The sequence below is a fragment of the Candidatus Chloroploca sp. Khr17 genome (genome assembly GCF_004138165.1).
In the GTDB taxonomy this organism is placed as follows: domain Bacteria; phylum Chloroflexota; class Chloroflexia; order Chloroflexales; family Chloroflexaceae; genus Chloroploca.
On sequence record NZ_RYFF01000023.1, the window covers coordinates 49,007 to 68,659 of the forward strand.

General features: G+C 58.9%; 16 protein-coding genes and 1 pseudogene. 7 read left to right on the forward strand and 10 right to left on the reverse strand.

The features are described 5' to 3' along the window. The first annotated feature begins 109 nt into the window (after window positions 1–109). From EKD05_RS14365 to EKD05_RS14390, 6 genes are all read left to right on the forward strand, one after another. A complete protein-coding gene (locus tag EKD05_RS14365) occupies window positions 110–1,876 on the forward strand; it encodes an amylo-alpha-1,6-glucosidase (RefSeq protein WP_129673885.1) in 1,767 nt (588 codons plus the stop codon). Between the two features lie 8 nt (window positions 1,877–1,884). Further along, window positions 1,885–3,111 (forward strand): glycosyltransferase, encoded by a 1,227-nt coding sequence (locus tag EKD05_RS14370; RefSeq protein WP_165360744.1) that lies wholly within the window; start codon window positions 1,885–1,887, stop codon window positions 3,109–3,111. Window positions 3,112–3,163: 52 nt separating this feature from the next. Beyond that, window positions 3,164–5,032: a glucosyl-3-phosphoglycerate synthase gene (locus tag EKD05_RS14375; RefSeq protein WP_129673889.1), complete on the forward strand. Its 1,869-nt coding sequence runs from the start codon at window positions 3,164–3,166 to the stop codon at window positions 5,030–5,032. Window positions 5,033–5,039: 7 nt separating this feature from the next. Further along, window positions 5,040–6,773 (forward strand): alpha-amylase family glycosyl hydrolase, encoded by a 1,734-nt coding sequence (locus EKD05_RS14380; RefSeq protein WP_205703946.1) that lies wholly within the window; start codon window positions 5,040–5,042, stop codon window positions 6,771–6,773. 236 nt (window positions 6,774–7,009) lie between these two features. Next, the gene (locus EKD05_RS14385) at window positions 7,010–7,585 is read left to right on the forward strand and encodes a LemA family protein (protein ID WP_129673891.1); all 576 of its coding nucleotides are present in this window, start codon (window positions 7,010–7,012) and stop codon (window positions 7,583–7,585) included. Between the two features lie 5 nt (window positions 7,586–7,590). Then, window positions 7,591–8,595 carry a DUF3137 domain-containing protein gene (locus EKD05_RS14390; RefSeq protein ID WP_129673893.1) on the forward strand — a complete coding sequence of 335 codons (1,005 nt, stop codon included), beginning with the start codon at window positions 7,591–7,593 and terminating at the stop codon, window positions 8,593–8,595. Window positions 8,596–8,724: 129 nt separating this feature from the next. On the opposite strand, the gene EKD05_RS27195 is transcribed toward EKD05_RS14390, so the two are convergent. From EKD05_RS27195 to EKD05_RS14420, 7 genes and pseudogenes are all read right to left on the reverse strand, one after another. Then, window positions 8,725–8,832, reverse strand: coding sequence for a hypothetical protein (locus EKD05_RS27195; protein WP_370374902.1), 108 nt, complete (start codon window positions 8,830–8,832; stop codon window positions 8,725–8,727). Next, a complete protein-coding gene (locus tag EKD05_RS27200; protein WP_205703947.1) occupies window positions 8,829–8,939 on the reverse strand; it encodes a GxxExxY protein in 111 nt (36 codons plus the stop codon). The genes EKD05_RS27195 and EKD05_RS27200 overlap by 4 nt, the downstream gene beginning before the upstream one ends. Before the next feature lie 120 nt (window positions 8,940–9,059). Then, the gene (locus tag EKD05_RS14400; RefSeq protein WP_097652360.1) at window positions 9,060–9,350 is read right to left on the reverse strand and encodes a nucleotidyltransferase family protein; all 291 of its coding nucleotides are present in this window, start codon (window positions 9,348–9,350) and stop codon (window positions 9,060–9,062) included. A gap of 303 nt (window positions 9,351–9,653) precedes the next feature. Next, window positions 9,654–10,097 (reverse strand): annotated as a pseudogene (locus EKD05_RS14405) (GxxExxY protein). Window positions 10,098–10,395: 298 nt separating this feature from the next. Continuing rightward, complete coding sequence (locus EKD05_RS14410) at window positions 10,396–11,508, reverse strand: Xaa-Pro peptidase family protein (RefSeq protein ID WP_129673895.1); 1,113 nt, start codon at window positions 11,506–11,508, stop codon at window positions 10,396–10,398. Window positions 11,509–11,539: 31 nt separating this feature from the next. Next, window positions 11,540–13,006 (reverse strand): potassium/proton antiporter, encoded by a 1,467-nt coding sequence (locus tag EKD05_RS14415; RefSeq protein ID WP_129673897.1) that lies wholly within the window; start codon window positions 13,004–13,006, stop codon window positions 11,540–11,542. Beyond that, window positions 13,003–15,048 carry a cation:proton antiporter gene (locus EKD05_RS14420; RefSeq protein WP_129673899.1) on the reverse strand — a complete coding sequence of 682 codons (2,046 nt, stop codon included), beginning with the start codon at window positions 15,046–15,048 and terminating at the stop codon, window positions 13,003–13,005. The genes EKD05_RS14415 and EKD05_RS14420 overlap by 4 nt, the downstream gene beginning before the upstream one ends. Window positions 15,049–15,504: 456 nt before the next feature. Between EKD05_RS14420 and EKD05_RS14430 the strand changes: the two genes are divergently transcribed. Continuing rightward, window positions 15,505–16,353 (forward strand): hypothetical protein, encoded by an 849-nt coding sequence (locus EKD05_RS14430; protein ID WP_129673901.1) that lies wholly within the window; start codon window positions 15,505–15,507, stop codon window positions 16,351–16,353. Between the two features lie 139 nt (window positions 16,354–16,492). On the opposite strand, the gene EKD05_RS14435 is transcribed toward EKD05_RS14430, so the two are convergent. From EKD05_RS14435 to EKD05_RS14445, 3 genes are all read right to left on the reverse strand, one after another. Beyond that, window positions 16,493–17,107 carry an RNA polymerase sigma factor gene (locus EKD05_RS14435; RefSeq protein WP_129673903.1) on the reverse strand — a complete coding sequence of 205 codons (615 nt, stop codon included), beginning with the start codon at window positions 17,105–17,107 and terminating at the stop codon, window positions 16,493–16,495. 36 nt (window positions 17,108–17,143) lie between these two features. Further along, window positions 17,144–17,575 carry a hypothetical protein gene (locus tag EKD05_RS14440; RefSeq protein ID WP_129673905.1) on the reverse strand — a complete coding sequence of 144 codons (432 nt, stop codon included), beginning with the start codon at window positions 17,573–17,575 and terminating at the stop codon, window positions 17,144–17,146. Between the two features lie 76 nt (window positions 17,576–17,651). Continuing rightward, entirely contained in the window at window positions 17,652–19,646 is a 1,995-nt protein-coding gene (locus EKD05_RS14445) for a hypothetical protein (protein ID WP_129673907.1), read from the reverse strand. Window positions 19,647–19,653 lie beyond the last annotated feature (7 nt).

The window sequence follows — 19,653 nt, forward strand, 5'->3', positions numbered from 1 at the left end:
CCCGGAGGCGTTCGAAGAGATGGTACAATACCCGGTATAATCCCTAAAGCCCCGGTGCAACCATGGGCCTCGGGGTCCAACGTGTACCTCACATCATGGAGGAGCGCTTGTGTATGTTCCGGCATCGCCGTATCTGCTTGGCCTGGAAAACCGCATTCGGCTTCAAAAGATCCCTTTTAGCGATCGAGGCTCACGGTTACTGATCTATCAAGAACGCCGCATTCCCGATACGCTCTATCTGAAACTGGCCGAACGCCTGACCGCCCTTACCCCCGGCCTCTCTTCATATCGCGCACGACCACCGTTTATCTCCAATCTGCGCCTGGTTGATGCCGAGGGACGCCCGGTGCGCTTCGAGGTGACAACCTATCCCCACGCGCTTGTCTTTCAAACCCCGATCGGTGAGTTCCGGCTTGTGTTTCAAGATCATCAGACGGTCAGTTTTGGGCTCCCCAATGGGATCGCTAGTGGAATTCGCTTTACCGTCTCACCCGATCTCGCCCGGCCAGATGCCTACGGCGGTGAGTTCAAAACGGTACGCAACTGCGCCTATTCAACCAATGGCGAATTGGTGCTCAATCAGGTGGAACATAATGGCAGTGGCTACGATGTTATTTTAACGGCTCAGGGCGACGCCGATACGGCCATTACGCTGCATATTCAACCCGGGATGGAACTCGACCGTACCATCGTCCCGTTTCGGGCAGCGCTCGCCGCCGCCGAGGTTCGCTGGCACCGCTGGTTTGATGCCGTGCCCTCGGTTGACGAACCCTATCGTTCACAGTACTACTACGCATGGTGGGTGCTTGGTAACAATATCCTCGCGCCGTATGGCTATTTTCGCCGTGAGAGTGTCGCCCCTAGCAAGGCTCACTATGTCGGTGCGTGGCAGTGGGATAACTATTTTCACGCCCTGGCCTTTCGCTATACCGATCCCCGCCTCGCCAGCGATCAGATCCAGTTTATGCTCGACCATCAGTTGCCCGATGGCATGATCCCCGATGCAGTCTACGATGAAGGGACGATTACCCAACTCGAGGTGCCCGTCGCCGCAGCGGTGACTAAACCCCCTATTGCCGCCTGGGTCGCCATGCTGGTCTATGCCCAGACCGGGGATATGGCGATGCTCCGTGAGATCTATGATCCACTGGTGCGCTGGAATTCATGGTGGTTTGGCCTTAATGACGATGATGCCGATGGCATTGTGCAGTATTCCCATCCCTTCTCTTCTGGCCTCGATGATAGTCCACTCTGGGATTATGGCATGCCCGTTGAAGCTGTCGATCTCAATACATATCTTTGTTTACAGATGGAAGCTTTAGGAAAAATGGCCCGTCTGCTCGGGCGCAACCGTGAGGCCGAGCTGTGGAAACATCGTTCCGCCGCCCTGGCCCATCGGATGATCGAGCATTTTTATGATGCCCAGCGCGGCCTCTTCTGGTCACACCATCACCATCAGCCTCTCCAGGTGATGACCCCTTTTAGCCTCTACCCGCTCTGGACAGGGCAGATGAGTCCGGCCATCAATGATCGGTTGGTCGCCCATCTCCACGATGCGGGGACTTTCTGGACGCCGCATCCATTGCCGACGGTGGCGATCAGCGATCCCCACTTCGACCCCAACCAGATGTGGCGCGGCCCCGTCTGGATCAATATTAACTATATCTTTGTCGAGGCCCTGCAACGCACTGGCTACCGCGATCTGGCCCAAACGCTCGCCGAACGCACGCTGCGTCTAGTGATGGGGCAAAGCGATATTTATGAGTATTATCATCCACTGACTGGTGAACCGCCGCCCAAAGCAGCCCCGATGTTTGGCTGGTCGGCGGCATGTTATATTGATCTGGCGATCCGTATGAGTCGAGGGGAGATCTAGTGGAGACGGTGGCTATCTTGCACTACGCTGGTCCGCCCTATGTTGGTGGGGTCGAAATGACCATGGCCGCCCATGCACGGGTGCTGGCTGCCAACGGGTATGCGGTGCGTATGATGACAGGCAAAGGTGAGGCGACTGGTTCCAGCCTTACCCAGGTGACCATCCCTGAGCTTGACTCACGTGGGGCGTTGCTTGAAACAATTGCCCGTGAGTTGGCGCAGGGCCAGGTCAGCGCGACCTTTGAGGCTCTGGTTGATCAGTTGAGTATCTGCCTCGCCGAAGCGCTCGTCGGGGTCAAGGCCCTGATTGTCCATAATGTGCTCAGTTTGCACAAAAATCTCGCTTTTACCGCTGCGCTGCACCGTCTGCACCGCAGCGGGCAGCTGCCCCCCTTGCTTGCCTGGTGTCACGATTTTGCCTGGCTCGATCCTCTGTATCTTCCCGAACTTCATGCCGGCTATCCATGGGATCTCTTGCGTCAACCATGGCCCGGGGTGCGTTATGTTGTGGTCTCGGAAGATCGACGAGGGATGCTGGCAGGTTTGCTTGGTCTTGATCCCGCCGAGGTGACGGTCGTTACCCCCGGGGTCGACCTGGCAACGCTCCTTCATCTGGGGCCTGCCACCCTGGAACTGGTCAACCGCCTCGGCCTCCTCAACGCCAATCCGCTCTTGCTCTTGCCCGCACGGATCACCAGGCGCAAAAATATTGAACTGGCGATCACGCTTACCGGAAGTTTACAAGCCTACGGGTATGCGCCCCAACTGGTCATCACCGGGCCACCAGGACCACATAACCCAGCCAATGCCGCCTACCTCGCTGAATTATTCGCCGTTCGCGAAGCCTCTGGGGCCAAGGTTGCCTTTCTCTATGAAGCCTATACCGATGCGGCAGGGCAGCCGCTGCCCGTTTCCGACGCGATGGTCGCAGATCTCTTTCGTCTGGCCGATGGGCTGCTCTTTCCGAGTCGCTACGAGGGTTTCGGCATCCCCATGCTCGAAGCTGGTCTGGTCAATCTGCCCATCTTCTGTAGCGATCTTCCGCCTCTGCGGGCGACTGCTGGCAATGCCGCCACCTATTTCCAGCTTGACGAGCCACCAGACCAGATCGCCAGGCGGATGGCGTCCGTGTTTGCCGCCGATCCACGCACCGCCCTCAAACAGCGTGTGCGCACACACTATACATGGGAGGCGATCTTTCACCGTGAGATTGCGCCCTTGCTTGCTGATGGGTAAGCCTATCACCAAGCAACTGTCGTCACAACCCTAACTACGGCGAGAGGAAAGTATGACTCAGATACACAATGGAAATGGTGATTTTGTGGTGCTCATGCCAGCCCGTGACCCTGATAAGGTTCAGGTGCTGCTCCCTACCGCTACGGCCCTCGCCCATCACCACAATGGGCGTGTGATTATCCTCGGCATTGCCCAGGTGCCCGAAGGTCAGCCGTTGAGCGATGGCATGCTCGAAACTCGTCGCATCCGCGCTGGCTATGATACCCTCAGAGACCTGAATGCCTCGGGGGTTCCCGTCAGTACGATGATTATGGTGGCCCACGATCTGACCGAGGGCATTCGTACCGCCGTCAAAGAACAGGCCGCTGGGATGATTTTGCTCGGCTGGCAGGCCGATCAGTCTTCGTCAGAACGGCTCTTTGGGCCACCAATTGATACGTTGTTGCGTGAACCCCCTTGCGATGTGGTGGTGATCCGTTTGCAAGATGGCGAGCGCTGGCGCCGCGTGCTCTTGCCTGTCCGCGGTGGCCCGCATACGCCGCTGGCCTGCGAAGTCGCGCTGGCCCTGGCGGAACAGCACGAGGCCGCGATCAGTGTGCTCTATGCCGCGAATCCGCGCATGCCCGATAATGTCGCCGTGCGCGAAAGCCTCCAGGCGCTCCGGACGATGCCTCGGGTCACACGCTGGCTCGAACGCACGATTCCTGCCGAACAAGCGATCCTTTCTGAGGCCCCTGACCATCAGGCGATTGTGCTCGGCGTCACTGGGCGTCAGGGCGATCCCGAAGCCCCCCTTGGCCCCCTTGCCGACCGGATTTTGCGCCACGCTGACACAACCGTTGTCCTCGTTCGCCACCGGATGGCCCAGGACGAAGAGCGCGCCCAACAGATCTGGCAGCAGAATCGCGATCTCTCGGCGACCGTCGATCGCTGGTTCGCCGAAAATACCTTTAGCTCCTCTGAGTTTGAAGATCTGCAACGCTTGCTCGCACTCAAGCAACAGCAGGGGGTGACGATTAGTCTGGCCCTGCCAACGCTCAATGAAGAAGAGACGATTGGGCCGATTATCGAGCAGTTGCAAGCACAACTCGTTGCCGGAACACCAATCCTTGATGAACTGGTCTTGATTGATAGTGGCTCCGATGATCGTACCCGCGAGATCGCCGCGAGCCTCGGCGTTCCTGTCTATGCCCATCAAGAGATCTTGCCCCAGTATGGCTCCTTTGTCGGCAAGGGCGAGGCGCTCTGGAAGAGTCTCTATGTGCTCAACGGTGATCTGATTGCCTGGTGCGATACCGATATCAGGAATTTCCATCCCCGCTTTGTCTTCGGCGTGCTTGGCCCGCTGCTCCACGATCGCCGCATCGTCTATACCAAGGGCTTTTATCGTCGCCCGCTTCAGTTTGGCGATCAGTTGACCGCCAGCGGCGGCGGACGCGTGACCGAACTGACCGCACGCCCGCTCCTCAATCTCTTCTACCCCGAGCTCTCGGGCATGCTGCAACCCCTTTCGGGTGAGTATGCCGGGCGACGCACGGCCCTCGAGCAGATCCCCTTCTTTACCGGCTATGGCGTGGAAACCGGGATGCTGATCGATCTGCTCGAACGGTATGGCCTCGGTGCGCTGGGCCAGGTTGACCTGCTCGAACGGGTGCATCGCAATCAGACGCTGGTGTCACTCTCCAAGATGGCCTTTGCCATTACGCAGGTGGTCATTCAACGCATGGAACAGCGCCAGCGTGTCAGCCTGCTTGAGCCAGTGAACCAGACGATGAAGCTGATTACGCAACGTGACGACGGCGGCTTCCACCTCGAACTCCGTGAAATTCGTGACCACGAGCGCCCAGCAATGGTGGATATCCCCGAGTACCGCCGTCTCCGCGGCCTCGAGAGTGACGCTGAACCGCGTCAGGAAGGCTAACGCAACGATGCACGCGACCTCTCAAGACCGGATCGAGGCGCTGCTCGCCTCACTCTACGGGGCAGACGTGGGCCAGCAAACCAGTCAGCGCTTGCTGACCATGCTTCAGGCCTATGCTATCCGCTGCCCCCAACCCGGCCCGGCCCGCCCTCTCGATGAACGCCTGGCCGCCGACGATATCATCCTGATTACCTACGGCGATCAGTTCCGCGAGCCAGAACGCACGCCGTTGCAGAGCCTGGCCTCGGCGCTGGACGGTCCTTTTGCCAATATTGTCAGTGGCGTTCACATCCTGCCCTTCTATCCCTCCACCTCTGACGATGGCTTCTCGGTGGTTGACTATACGGCCGTTGACCCTGCGCTCGGCACCTGGCACGACATTGAGGCGTTACGGGCCAGGTATCGCCTGATGTTCGATGCTGTGGTCAATCATATTTCGGCCAGTAGCACCTGGTTTCGCGATCTGCTCGCTGGCGTGCCCGGTGCCGAGGCACGTTTTATCAGCCTCGACCCCAACACTGATCTCCGCCAGGTCACCCGCCCCCGCGTCACGCCACTCCTGACGCCCTTCAAGACGCCGATGGGGGTGCGGCATATTTGGACAACCTTCAGTGCCGACCAGATCGATCTCAATTTTGCCAATCCCGACCTCTTGCTCGAGATGACCGCCGTGCTGCTGGAGTATGTCGCCAAGGGTGCCAGTTTGATCCGGCTTGATGCCATCGGCTATTTGTGGAAGGAGGTCGGCACACGCTGCATCCATCTCCCCCAGACCCATCAGGTCGTCCAACTCTGGCGGGCGGTACTCGATCACGTCGCCCCCGATGTGCTACTCATCACCGAGACCAACGTGCCCCATGCCGATAATGTCAGCTATTTCGGCGACGGTAGCAACGAAGCCCAACTTGTCTACCAGTTCCCGCTGGCCCCCCTGGTGCTGCATAGCATCGCAACCGGCGACGCCCGTCAACTCAGCGGCTGGGCCGCCGGGTTAAGCCTGCCATCGTCAACGACAACCTTCTTCAACTTCCTCGCCTCGCACGACGGCATCGGCGTCGTGCCGGCAACAGGCATCTTGAGTCAGGCGGAGATCGGGGCGCTCTGTGGCCAGATCGAGCGCCATGGGGGGCGCGTCTCGTACAAGTCCAACCCCGACGGCTCGCAGAGTCCCTACGAGATCAATAGCACCTGGTTCGATGCGCTCTCTGACCCAGCGAGCGACGAACCGATGACCCGCAAAATCGACCGCTTCATCGCCTCACAAGCGATCATGCTGGCCCTCCAAGGCGTCCCCGGGGTCTACATCCACAGCCTGGTCGGCTCAGGCAACGATCACGCCGGCCTACAAGCGAGTGGCATCCACCGACGACTCAACCGCGAAAAATGGGGTCTCGCCGAACTAACGGCGCGGCTCGCCGATTCTACCCGACGTGAAGGAACGGTGCTCGCACGCATGGCGCACCTCATCCGCACCCGCCGCGCTGCACCCGCCTTTCACCCCAACGGCAGCCAACAGATCCACAATCTCGACCCCGCCATCTTCGCCGTCGAACGCCACGCACCCGACGGCAGCCAGCGGATCCTCTGTCTCCACAATGTCAGCGCCACAACCCGGCAAGTCAACCTACCAACGGATCCAACCTGTACCCTGCTCGATCTGATCAGCGGCAGACCCGTCACCCTCACCGGCTCAACGTGTACCCTAGAACCATACCAGGTACGCTGGCTCACCGTGAGCTAGCAAAGTGGTTGTCACTTCAGCAAAACGCACAATGCACCAGGCAGGGCAGCGCGTACGCGCTGCCCTGCCTGGTGCAACATTTCCCGCACAATGTTCGTTGTATAACTAGGTCGCCTTGTACGTAAGCCAAGGTTTCAAGCTATGGTACAGTTCGAAGGCGTGCATCGCATGCTGATGCGGTCGGCTCTACTTCCTATTTTCTACTTCCTAACTGCTTGTCGAAGGAGAATCTCATCATGGGCGGATCTCTCATCTTTATCCTCTTGATCGTCATCGTCCTGGCCGGTGCTGTCACGTTCCTGGTGCTCTACAACAGCCTGATTGGCAAACGCAACCAGGTTGATCAGGCCTTCGCCAGCATTGACGTGATGCTCAAAAAACGCTACGACCTGATCCCGAACTTGATCGCGACCGTGCAAACCTATATGGGCCACGAACGCGCCTTGCTGACTGAATTGACCGAACTGCGCACGCGGGCAATGGCCGGGGATATTACCCCCGAACAACGCGTCGCGACCGAGAATCAGATCAGTGGCGCCATTGGGCGTTTGATGGTGTCAGTCGAGAATTATCCCGATCTGAAATCCAGTCAGAACTTCTTGCAACTTCAGGCCAGCCTAAACGAGACCGAAGAGCAGATCTCGGCCTCACGGCGCGCCTACAATGCGGCAGTCACCGACTACAATAATGCCGTGCAGATGGTGCCGACCAATATCATTGCCGGCATGATCGGGATGCAGCCCCGCACCCTCTTTGTGGCCGCCGAAGCCGAGCGCCGCAACGTTGATGTGCAGAGCATGTTTCAGAGGTAACGGCTATGACTGATCATACGACAACGCTTGCATCACTCTACGAGCGCGAGTTGCGACCTATTGCAACCGAACTTGAGCAGCATCGGCGTAGTGTGCGTCAACGTGCGATGGTCGTAGGGCTAGGCCTGTTTGGCGGCACAGCCCTCCTGCTCCTCCTTAGTCTGATCATCGTGCCCACAAGCTTCTTCTTCTTCGTTGCCTTTGGCCTCATTGCCCTTGCCGTTGTTGCCTGGAATGCCCTTATGAATGGAGCGTTTCAGAACTATCGCCGCTCCTTCAAAGACAATGTGATCACCCGCCTCGTCAAACTGGTTGACGATTCATTGCAGTACGCCCCGGGTCAGGGCATCTCCCGGGAAGAGTTCCGCACTAGCCAGTTGTATACCCACGGCATCGACCGCTACAAGTGCGAAGATCTCTTTTATGGGCTGGTCGGCGCAACGGATATCCGCTTTTCCGAGATCCACGCCGAATACAAGCAGACGTCAACCGACTCAAAGGGCAATACGACCACAACCTACCACACCATTTTCAAAGGCGTCTTCTTCATTGGCGATTTTCACAAGGATTTTCTCGGCCAGACGATCGTTATGCCAAGTGGAGGCAGTGGTCTCCTGGCCGACTTCGGGCGCACGCTGCAAAACTTTGGCACAACGCTGATCGGTCAGGGTGACCGCATCGTCCAGCTTGAAGACCCTGAGTTTATGGAACTCTTCTCGGTGCGTTCCACCGATCAGGTCGAAGCACGGTATATTCTTTCCACAAGCCTAATGCGCCGCCTGATCGAGTTCCGCACCCGCCTCAACACACCAATTGCGGTCTCATTTATCAATTCCAACATCTACATCGCGATCCCGACCACCAAAGACCACTTCGAACCACCCGGGCTCTGGTCGGGCAATGCGCAACTCTCGATGCAACAATTCGAGGCCTACCTCGAAGATATTCGCCTCGCCGCAGCGATTGTCGAGGATCTCAACCTCAACACCCGCATCTGGAGCAAGCAATAGTGATCTGTTGCCACCAATGGTCGTGAGCCGATCATGCTCGGGTTGGTCGCGAGCATGATCGATCGGCTGAAGCTCAAAACGACTCCTTTATCCGCAAATTGTTTTTGTCCGCAGATTACGCAGATTTCTTTAGGTGTTTTCTTGTAGATTTAGAACTATGCGTTTGTGTTGTAGACTTTTATTGCCAAAGTTGAGAAGTAGCCCTTTGTGTTTTTTGCTGGCCTTCAGGTAGTTCAGTAATGGTACACGGCCTCAAGAAAGCCGTGGCCTAGCTCACGATGTACGGCCATAGCTGCGCCAATAAGGGCGTAGGTTTGGGGATCGCGTTGCGCGTTGTGATCCATGATCGTAAAATCCGTCTACTCTACAAATAAGAAAATCTGCGTAATCTGCGTAATCTGCGGACAAAATTTGCGGATAAATGAGGCGTTTGACGGTAAAACTCCCATGGGCGCTGCGCCGGATCAGACATGAATAGCTTCCTTCTCGATCGTCGGTCGCAACTCCGACCGGAGGGCCTTTTCCGTGACCAGATCGACTGGGCAGCCAAACAGGTCTTCCAGGTAGAACTGCACCCCAAAGTACCGCGCCGAGGTAGCAGGCCCATCGAAGGCCACCAGAATATCAATGTCGCTATTGGGGCGCGCTGCATTGCGTGCGGTAGAGCCGAAGAGAGCCAGACGCACGACACCATAGCGCTCCATAAGCATAGGCTTGACCCGTGTCAGTAACTCAAGAACCTGTGCTGCATTCATAAGTGGTTTCCTTTAGGAAGGGAAGCCTCCGGTGGGTAAAACGTTCAAGAATCGCTCTGTTCTATTATATATACATTGCAGCCAATTGCTGTTGCAGCTTCCCCGCCGCCGTCACGCTGATCAAGCGCTCCTTAACCAAACGCTCAACGATACCAGAGAGCAGAAGATAACGTAGCTCTTTTAACGCCCTAGCGTAAGGCGGTACCGTTCACCCCTTGTCCTCAGCATGGTGCGCGTCGGCTTGATGCACGCGAAGCCGCGAAGCCGCGAAGGCGTGGGGGATTTATGCGAAGCTGGTATACTTCATTCCTTGTCTTCAGCATGGTGCGCGTCGGCTTGATGCACGCGAAGCCGCGAAGCCGCGAAGGCGGTGTGGTTGTTCACAATGCGTTTGATGCCGGCTTTAAAGGTTGGAGCACCGAAGTTGATCAACAACCCAAGCGGTAGCCGGAGCAGGCGCAGGTAGGTAAGCACCTGTTTGCTGTGAACCGGCGCGAGTTATTCGACGGACTTCAATTCAACCAGCAGACGACCTTCAATCAGCAAATCAGCGCGAAACCCTTCCGCAAAGGTGATACCCTCAAACTCAATAGGCACCGGGAACTGTCGTTGCACATGCAATCCACGCTGTGCGATGGTATGCGCCAGCACAACTTCATACACCGATTCGAGCAATCCTGGCCCAAGACCGGTATGAACCTTATAACCACAATCGACAACCACCTCGGCAAGCGCTTCAATCTCCATCGCCCCAATCCTCCTCCTCTTGCGCCTTCACCCCTTCACCCCTTCGCGTGAGTCCCTCTTCACCCCTTCACCCCTTCGCGTGAGCCCCCTTCGCGCCTTCGCGTGAGCCTGAGGGCGCAGCAGCAATGAGACCTGCCTCTGCACCCCGGGCCGGCCAGGGGCTGCTGCGCCCCTACGTGCACGATCAAACCCTTCGCGTCCCTCTTCGCGCCTTCGCGGCTTCGCGTGAGCCCCCTTCGCGCCTTCGCGCCTTCGCGTGAGCCCCCTTCGCGCCTTCGCGCCTTCGCGTGAGCCCCCTTCACAACACCATCAACTCCCGCGCAAACGTCGTCAGGCTGCGCGCCCCATCAGCGGTGAGCACCATATCGTCTTCGATCCGCACACCAAACCGCCCAGGCAGATAAATCCCCGGCTCGACCGTAAAAGTCGTGCCCGCCACCAGCGGCTGATCACTCCCAGCCACAATCTGCGGCAGCTCGTGGGTCTCAAGCCCAAAGCCATGGCCCGTGCGATGAATGAAATACTCCCCATACCCCGCTTGCGCAATAACGTCGCGGGTGGCCGCATCAATGGTCGTACCAGTGACCCCAGGGCGACAGGCGGCGCGGCCAGCAGCATTCGCCCTCAGCACCAACTCATACACCTCACGCGCCTCGGGTGCGGGTTCGCCAAGCGCCACAGTACGGGTGATGTCAGACACATAGCCACGATACCGTGCCCCACAATCAAGAATGATCAGCTCACCCTGTTGCAACGGGCGGTCACTGTTCAGATGATGCGGACTCGCCCCATTAGGACCTGAGGCAATCAGATTCGCAAAACTCTCTTCGTCGGCACCTGCGGCGATGATCGCATCGGTGCAGATCCGCGACAGCGCACGCTCGGTCAGGCCCGGCTTGATCTGCGCCAACACACGCTGCAGCGCCGTCTCGACGATCTGCACGGCTCGTTCGATCAAGGCCAATTCGTCGGCATCCTTCACCATCCGCAATCCGGCAAAAAGGTGCGTCGCATCATACGTCGCCACCCCCGGCATCACCGCTTCGAGCGCACGCAGGTGCATCACGGTCATCGCGCTGGGCTCAATCGCCAGACGCAGCTCACGGGCGTCACGGCCAAACGCTGCCGTCACTGCCGCCGCAAGCGCCGCCAACGGCCCATCCTGATCCGCCCACGGAAACAGACGCACAGGCACCTGCGCGTTTGCCTCGGCCTGCATCTGTTCAAGCGCAGGCACGACCAGACAGGGCAGCGCACCACTGGCCGGAATGAGCGTCAGGTTCAAACGTTTGCCATGATGAAAATTCAGCCCGGTAAAATAGTGCAGATTCGCATCAGGGGTCAACACCAGTCCAGCGAGACCGAGCGCCTCAACCTCGGCCATCATCCGTTCGATTCGTTGCTTATGCATCGTCGCGCCATCCTTCCCGCTCCATGCTTCCCTACTTCAGCACCAACTCACCCCGTGCATGCAGTTCCTGAACTCTCGGCAACATTTCGGGCGTGGCTAGCACCAGCAGATGATCATCAGGCAGCAGCACCGTTCCGCCATTGGGAATCAACAACTCTTCACCGCGTTGGATCTGCACCACCAGCAAGCCCCGCGGCAGATCGAGCTGAATCAAGGATTTGTTGACCACCGACGAGTCCGCAGGCACCACAATATCAAGCATACGACTACGCAGGCTCACATCAGGCACATAGGTCTGCGTCTCAGGTGGGCGTGGACGATCCGCATTGAGCTTGAGCCACCGTGCAACATGGCTGATCGTCATCCCCTGGAGCAAGACCGAGACAAGCACGATAAAAAAGACGAGGTTAAAGATCATCCCTGCGTGAGGCACCCCAGCAATCAAGGGAAAGGTCGCCATCACAATCGGCACAGCCCCGCGCAAGCCCGCCCACGAAACCATCAAGATCTCGGCGGGGCCACGACGAAACCAGATCAGCGAGGCAAAAACACTCAGTGGCCGCGCCACAAAGGCGAGAAAGAGCGCCAGCAACAACCCGCTTCCCGCCACCGGAATGAGTTGCGAAGGAAAGACAAGCAATCCGAGCGTCAAGAACATCGCAATCTGCATCAGCCAGGCAATGCCATCATGAAAGCGCAGGATCGAACGCTTATGCACCAGATTATAGTTGCCAATGACAATGCCAGCCAGATAAACCGCCAGAAAGCCATTGCCCCCAATCAGTGACACGAGCGCGTAGATCAGCAGGATCAGACCGAGCGTCAAGACAACATACAAACCCTCTTGCTGGAGGCGAATGCGGTTAATGATCACCACCGCTAACCGGCCAAGTCCATAGCCACCCAGGGCACCGAGACTCATTTGCAGCAGAAAACTGGGCACCAGATCAAGCAGCGAGCCATTGGGGTTGAGCAGCAAACCGGTCAAGCCGAGCGTCAAAAAGACGGCAATCGGATCATTCGAGCCCGACTCAAGCTCAATCAGCGGCTCCAGATTATGCTGAAGATTGACGCCGCGCTCGCGCATCACGGCAAAGACTGCGGCAGCGTCGGTCGAAGAGACAATCGCTCCGATCAAAAGCGCTTCGAGCAAACCAAACCCGAGCAACCACATGGCAAAAAGGCCCACAATGGCCGCGCTCAACAAGACCCCAAGGTTCGCCAGCACCAGACCCTGCCCAAGCACAGGCCGGATGGCCTTCCAATCAGTATCGAGGCCCCCCGAAAAGAGGATGTAGATCAGCGCGATCACGCCAACCGTCTGGGCAAGTTGATAATCGGCAAAGGCAATGCCCCCGGGACCCTGGCTACCGGCCAGAATGCCAATCGTTAAAAAGAGGATCAACCCCGGCACACCAAACCGATTCGAGGCACGCGTGGCAATAATGCTCAAGATGAGCAGGCCCGCCGCGATGAGCAACGTCCATTCTATGCTCATACCGTCACCCCATCAGCATTGTCGTCTACCCTTTGCGCCACAGGTTGCCCCTGCAGCACCAGCGTAAGCGCGCTCAGTTGCTCGGCATCACCAATCACCCCCACCAGATCCCCGACCTGAAAGGTTGTGCTTGATTTGGGATTCGCGATCAGGTGCTTGGCGCGAATCAAAGCAATCACCGAAGCCCCCGTGCGCGCCCGCAGGTTTGCTTCAGCCAGACTCAAGCCCACAATCAAACTCGTATGCTCCACCGTCAACCAGGCAATCTCCATCCCTCGCACCGTACGCAGCAACTGCTCAAGCACCTGCTGTTCTTCCGGCGTCGAAATCGACGTATCATAGCGATCGCGACGCACCGCATCGGCATAACGTTGCACCTCACCCGCCGGATACCCCAGGCTCAACAGCGTATGGCGCATCACTTCTAGCCCGCCTTCAAGCTCGGGATGAATGACATCCCGAGCCCCAAGGTGGGTCAACCGTTCAATCCCCGAGGTTGTCGCCGCCCTGGCGATCACCGGCAAATGCGGGGCCAGATCGTGAGCAGCCGCCACAACAATCTCCGAAGCCGCCTCATCGGGCAGCGTCACCACAAGCGCACGAGCCTGTTCAAGGCGCGCATGCGTTAACACCTCAGAATTTGCCGCATCACCATAGAGCGTCGGCACCCCACGTGCCTCGAACTCAGCGGCCCGTCGCGCATCAATTTCAACCACAAGATGAGGCACACCGAGGTGTTTCAACACATTAATGATATGCTCGCCCACCCGCCCATAACCAACGACCACCACATGCTCAGTTACCGATTTGGCCAGTGGATCAGGCGGAGGAGGATGGCGGTCAAGCAAAGCCCAGAACGCAGGGATACGCTGCAAAAACCGCTCGGCGTGAGGAATTGCACGAAACATCAATGGGTTGACCATAATGGACAATAGAGCACCGGCAAGCACCAGTGCATACTGATCAGAACTGAGCACCCCCAGCATCACCCCGGCCTGACCCACAATGAACGCAAACTCACCAATCTGGCTCAACCCGGCTGCCACCACCAGCGCAATCCGCCCACTGACCGGCAAGATCAACCCGAGGCTCAAGGCAATGATGGCCCGACCAACGACAATCAAGGTCGTCACAAGCAAGACATCCCCGGCATGATTGAGCAAATAGAGCGGATTGACCAGCATCCCAACCGACACAAAAAAAATGACCGCGAAGGTCTCGCGGAAGGGTAACACTTCATTGCCAACCTGAAGGCCAACCTCCGACTCGCCGAGCACCACCCCGGCGAGAAAGGCCCCCAGGGCCAGCGAGACCCCAAACAGCGTGGCCGCGCCAAACGCAATGCCGAGTGACACCGCTACTGCCGCAAGGATAAAGAGCTCACGCGAGCGCGTCCGCGCAATGCGAATCATCAACCAGGGCATCACCCGCGCCCCCACAAAGAGCATCAAACCAATAAAGGCAGCCGCTTTCAGCAGCGCGGTTGTTATCGCTACCCACGAGGAACCATCAGTTGAACCACTGATCACGAGCGCGGGCAACAACACCAGGATAAGCACCGTCGCCAGATCTTCGAGCACCGTCCAACCAACAACCACACGCCCAGCATCCGTTTTCAGCAAGCCGTTGTCCATCAAGCCACGCATCAAGACAACCGTACTCGAAATCGACAGCGAGAGCCCAAAGACAAGGCTGGCCCCAAAAGACCACCCCCACGCTTGCGTCAGCCCAAAGCCCAGCGCAACGACAGTGATCATTTGCAGGATCGCACCAGGGATCGCAACCCGACGTACAGCCCAAAGATCTTTGAGCGAAAATTGCAACCCCACGCCGAACATCAAAAAAATAACCCCGAGTTCAGCGAGTTGGCTAATTTCGCCCACATCACCCACAAACCCAGGCGTAAACGGGCCAATCGCCATACCCGCAAATAGATAGCCCACAATCGTCGGCATCCCAAAACGACGTGCAAGCAAACCGCCGACAAAAGCCGCTACAATCGCAATGGCAATATTAGCAATGAGCGAGATGTCGTGTTCCATATGCAGCAAACGGTAACATAGCGGATCGCGCTTGTCAATCATCGTAGGGCCGAAGCATAGGGCAATTGCATCATACGAAACCGGAAACAAAAAGCCAGGGCACCCGCAAGGGGTGCCCCTGGCGGGTGCCCTGGCGGGTGCCCTGGCGGGTGCCCTGGCGGGTGCCCTGGCGGGTGCTGGCGGGGTGCCGGCCCCCATGTAGGGGCACCCCTGGCGGGTGCCCTGGCGGGTGCCCTGGCGGGTGCCCTGGCGGGCACCCCTGGCGGGTGCCCTGGCGGGTGCCCTGGCGGGTGCCCTGGCGGGGTGCCGGTTCCCATGTAGGGACACGTGCTGCGGCCCCCCCAGGCGCATAGATTTACGCTACAATACGAAGGGGAAACCGATCTGACAGTACGGAACGCGCCGCAAGCCGCCGCCCTTGAGGGCGTGCGGAGTGTCACAGGTGAGGATCCACGCATGCCCTATTACGAGACGCCCCTGGTTGAACGTCGCGAGCTTGGTCACCATACGCTCTTGTCTTTGCACGCCCCCGAGCTTGCCAATGCGCTTCGGCCAGGTCAGGTCGTCATGGTGCGCTGCGCCCCGCACGCAAGCGATGATCCGTTGTTGCGCCGGGCGCTCTTTGTCGCCGGTGCAGCGAGTGCCACTGGTCAAATCGATCTGCTGGTTGAACCAGCAGATCGAGGCCTGCACTGGTTGGCAAGCCAACCCCTCGGCACCAAGCTCGATCTCTATGGGCCAGTCGGCCAGGGCTTTCGCCTCAACGCAGACACGCGCAATCTCTTGCTGGCCGGCACAGGCCCGGCGTTCCCTGCCTTGCTCTTTGCCGCCAGAGATGCCGTCGCACGCGGCCTCGCCGTCATGCTCCTTGCCAGCGCCGCGTCTGATCAGGCCTTACCGCCACCCTTCCTGCTCCCTCCAGAGGTAGAGTATCAGACCAGCAACACGGATAGCGCGAGTCTCTTCCATCTGATCGCGGGCAGCACCGAGGCCCCACCATCCAGAACCTCAGGCAAACGCAAAGCCACCCGCAAACCACCCGAGCCGCTCCCCACGCTCGGCCATAGCCCGCTCGCCTGGGCCGACCAGATCTTTCTGGCCCTCACCGACCCCCTCACAACCGAAGCCGCCCAGACCATCAAGACAGGCCGCCTCCGCTGGCCGCACGAATTCGCCCAGGTCGCCCTCGCTGGCCCCATCCCCTGCGGCCTCGGCACATGTTACGCCTGCCCCGTCACCACCCACGACGGCCAGCGCCTCCGCTGCAAAGATGGGCCTGTGTTTGATCTACGTCTCTTAGGCTAACGACGTCGTCTGTCAACGAAGTTTTCTGATCCACCTTTGGCACGGCCATGCGTCGCACATGTGGCGTCTCAATGCACGCTGAACACCCTTGGCGCCTTTGCGTCTTTGCGTCAAATCATCAGCACATGGAATGCACCAACTACTGAGCAAACAGGTCTTCGGCGTCTTGCTTCATATAACCGGTCAGAATCTCGCGCAAACGCCCCCGCGCTCGGTGCAAGCGCACTTTGACCGTGCCCGGCGCAATACCAAGCTGCTGCGCCGCCTCTTCCGTGCTCAGTTCAAGAATGTCGCGGAGCATCACGACGTTCCGCAATGACTCGGGGAGTTCGGCGATCGCCTGTTCGATCCGTGTGCGCAATTCACCATGCACAGCCAGGTGAAAGGGATCATCGGTAGCAAGATGCGGATGTTCGTCTGACGAGATGCCCTCGGTAACTGCGTCGAGACCGACGGTGGGGCGTCGCTTGCGCAGCAGCATCAACGCCTCGTTGGTGGCAATCCGGTACAGCCATGTGCCCAGGCGACTCGTGCCATCAAAACGCGGCATCGCCTCGCACGCGTTGATAAAGGTCGTCTGTAAGACATTTTCCGCCTCGTCATGATCCCCGGTCATCCGCAACGCACGTGCATAGACGAGTGACGAGAACTGCTTCATCAAACAGGTGCAGGCATCGGGATCACCCCGCCGCAACCCCTGCAACAACATCTCTTCACCATCATAAACCTGAAGCGAAATCTGAGGACCAGCCATAGATCATCTCTCTTTAATGCGGATGGGCGACTGCTCTCATGTCATTTTACCATGAAGCGGCTCAGCCGTACCGGGTTGCTCGACCGGCCCAAGCGCACGCCAGAGCGCCAGGCCAATTCCCACCACGCCATGCACAACCAGTACCAGCACAAAATAGAGTTGATGCCCACTCGCCCGTGCCTCAGCCTCGCTCAGAATGACTGTCTCGATCCGTTGCGCCACAAAGACAGTAAAAAAGTAGAGGCAAAAGCTACAAAAGATGGCAAGCCGCCACTCCCAGCGACGGGCGATCAGCCAGCCCACCAGCAACGCAAACGGTGTCCCAAAAACCGTCCAAACCAGGGCGCGCACCGTGGTATCATTGCGTACCCCACCTGTTGCACCAAGATTGTACCCTGCCCATACCAAGCCTAGCCCAACCGCAGCAAGCAAGATCGCCAATGTCCGGAGATCGACACGTTCTTTCATAGATGCTCTCCTCTCTCTTTCCCTGCCTTCTCTCCGCCTCTGCGCCTCTGCGCCTCTGCGTTAAATCCTCCGCACCTCAGTGCGTCAACGGATTCACCGAGGGTTTCACCCCCAAGGCGATAGCCGCAAACCAGAGCCAGAGCCCGGCCCCACTTACCAGGATGAGCATCGCCCAGATGACGAGGCGTCCCGGCCACGAACGAGAGAGCGGTGTCAACAAGGCGGCGATGCCAATACAGACCAGCGCAACGCTAAAATAACCATACCGAACCTGCTGCCACGTGATGAGGTCAACCAGCAAAAAGATGATCGCACTCCCCACCCACGCCCCGACGATGCGCTGCGCGCGCGCCTGCGTCCGCCAGAGCAAGAAACCAAAGCCCGCCCCCACCAGCAGCAGCGGCAATGGCACAAATGCGGCGTTGAGCCCAACCCAGATTTGCCGGTAAATACCGGCAGGATCGGGCGGCGAGCCGCCGGTTGCCTCCGACGTGCCCTGCATCACGCCAGCAAGCATCAGCCGTGCGGTGTCGGCATATTGTACCGCCAGGGCGGCCAGACCCGCGCCAACAAGGATCACCAGCCATCCTCGCCACCACGCCAGCGCCTCGTTCCGCCACCTCTGCAGCCAGGGCAGGCCGCTATGACGCTGCCAGACAACAAACTCTGCCACCATGACCAGCGCAAGACAGGTTCCCAGCAACAGCAAAACCCCGGGGTGAATCAAAAAGATAATCGTCGCCAGCAATCCGATCCACCACCGCTCAACTCGCCCTGTGGGTAAGGCCCCCGCCAGAACCAGCAGCAGCACCAGCGCAAGCCACTGGCCCACAATCTGGCTCACAAAACCCCAGTAGAGGGCCGTAAATTGGATGGGCAGCATGGCAATCAGGGCTGCCGCAACCACGGCAGTGCGCTCGCTCTGGCCGAAGCGTAGGGCAAGCAGGCCCACGACAAGGGGTGTCGTGCCTTCGAGCAGGGTCGGCACGTATTGCAACGCCAGTCGGTTGCCCCCCAACAAGGTCGTTGGCATCATGAGCGTGTAGATTGTCGGCGAAACCCGCACCAAGCGCCCACCAAATTCCGAGGGGCTATCGTAGATGATCAGATTGCCCAATTGTACCAGCGTCATCCAGCGGTTGTGCAGATAAAAGTCGTGCCCAGCAAAAAGCGGATAGAGCACCCCCAGCAGACGGACAATCAGCGCGGCGAAGGTAATGAGCAACAGGATGCGCACCGTATCGGACGAAAGATCAGGCTGAAGGCGGGGAACCAGTTGACCAACACCCCACACCATCAGCGTGGCGACGATACTCCCCCCAAGGAGACGCAGTTGCCACGGTGCGGCGACCCATGGTTCAAGGGCGGTGTGGGTAAAAAGCCCGAGCGCGATCAGCACGGCGACGACCGGGCCGACCATATGCTGCCACGATGCACCTCGCCCAACCCGAGTCGTCTCACGTGGTGCGAACCAGGTGCGGTGGACACCAAGCCACTGTGCCACCACCAGCCAGAGCATGATCAGGCCCGTCTGGGTCACGAGCAAGATAGGGGCCGGGAGCAGCCATTGCTGGGCGGGCCAGGCGAGACGAACGCGATCAACGCGCACCCCAAGTGGGCGCGGATCAGGCGGCACCACCGTCGTCGTGCTACTGAAACCGAGGCGAAATGTTCCTCGTGCCAAGGTACCCGCAGGCACAAGCAGGTGATGCTGACGCGGTATTTCGACCGCACTGATTGTCGTCCAGGGCACTTCATCAAGGCTGAGCAACGCCACACGCGGCACCTCAGCCCCCGGCGGCAGCCCCCCAAGCTGCACCGTGAGGCGCACTGGCGCACGCGTCATCGGGCCGCGCAACGTCAAAAGCGCCTCATCAGCCGTCCAGCGATAGGTCACCCCGAGGTCGCTCTGTTCAGCCTCGTAAAAACCAGGCCCGGCAGCCGCGCCCCCATTCCGCTCACCGAGGGCCAGTTCGTAGCCAACTGGCCCAAACCGCAGGGCCAGCAGGTTGCCGCCCACGACAACCAGTCCGACCAGGATCAACGTGCGCCACCAGCCAGCAGAGGCCATGCTTCAC

Excerpts from the sequence above, each read along its gene's own strand:
- EKD05_RS27200 (WP_205703947.1), bottom strand. The coding sequence starts at position 8,939 with ATGGATCACAACGCGCAACGCGATCCCCAAACCTACGCCCTTATTGGC.
- EKD05_RS14400 (WP_097652360.1), bottom strand. The coding sequence starts at position 9,350 with ATGAATGCAGCACAGGTTCTTGAGTTACTGACACGGGTCAAGCCTATG.
- EKD05_RS14420 (WP_129673899.1), bottom strand. The coding sequence starts at position 15,048 with ATGGAACACGACATCTCGCTCATTGCTAATATTGCCATTGCGATTGTA.
- EKD05_RS14380 (WP_205703946.1), top strand. The coding sequence starts at position 5,040 with ATGCACGCGACCTCTCAAGACCGGATCGAGGCGCTGCTCGCCTCACTC.
- EKD05_RS14415 (WP_129673897.1), bottom strand. The coding sequence starts at position 13,006 with ATGAGCATAGAATGGACGTTGCTCATCGCGGCGGGCCTGCTCATCTTG.
- EKD05_RS14435 (WP_129673903.1), bottom strand. The coding sequence starts at position 17,107 with ATGGCTGGTCCTCAGATTTCGCTTCAGGTTTATGATGGTGAAGAGATG.
- EKD05_RS14445 (WP_129673907.1), bottom strand. The coding sequence starts at position 19,646 with ATGGCCTCTGCTGGCTGGTGGCGCACGTTGATCCTGGTCGGACTGGTT.
- EKD05_RS14430 (WP_129673901.1), top strand. The coding sequence starts at position 15,505 with ATGCCCTATTACGAGACGCCCCTGGTTGAACGTCGCGAGCTTGGTCAC.
- EKD05_RS14390 (WP_129673893.1), top strand. The coding sequence starts at position 7,591 with ATGACTGATCATACGACAACGCTTGCATCACTCTACGAGCGCGAGTTG.
- EKD05_RS14440 (WP_129673905.1), bottom strand. The coding sequence starts at position 17,575 with ATGAAAGAACGTGTCGATCTCCGGACATTGGCGATCTTGCTTGCTGCG.
- EKD05_RS14410 (WP_129673895.1), bottom strand. The coding sequence starts at position 11,508 with ATGCATAAGCAACGAATCGAACGGATGATGGCCGAGGTTGAGGCGCTC.
- EKD05_RS14375 (WP_129673889.1), top strand. The coding sequence starts at position 3,164 with ATGACTCAGATACACAATGGAAATGGTGATTTTGTGGTGCTCATGCCA.
- EKD05_RS14385 (WP_129673891.1), top strand. The coding sequence starts at position 7,010 with ATGGGCGGATCTCTCATCTTTATCCTCTTGATCGTCATCGTCCTGGCC.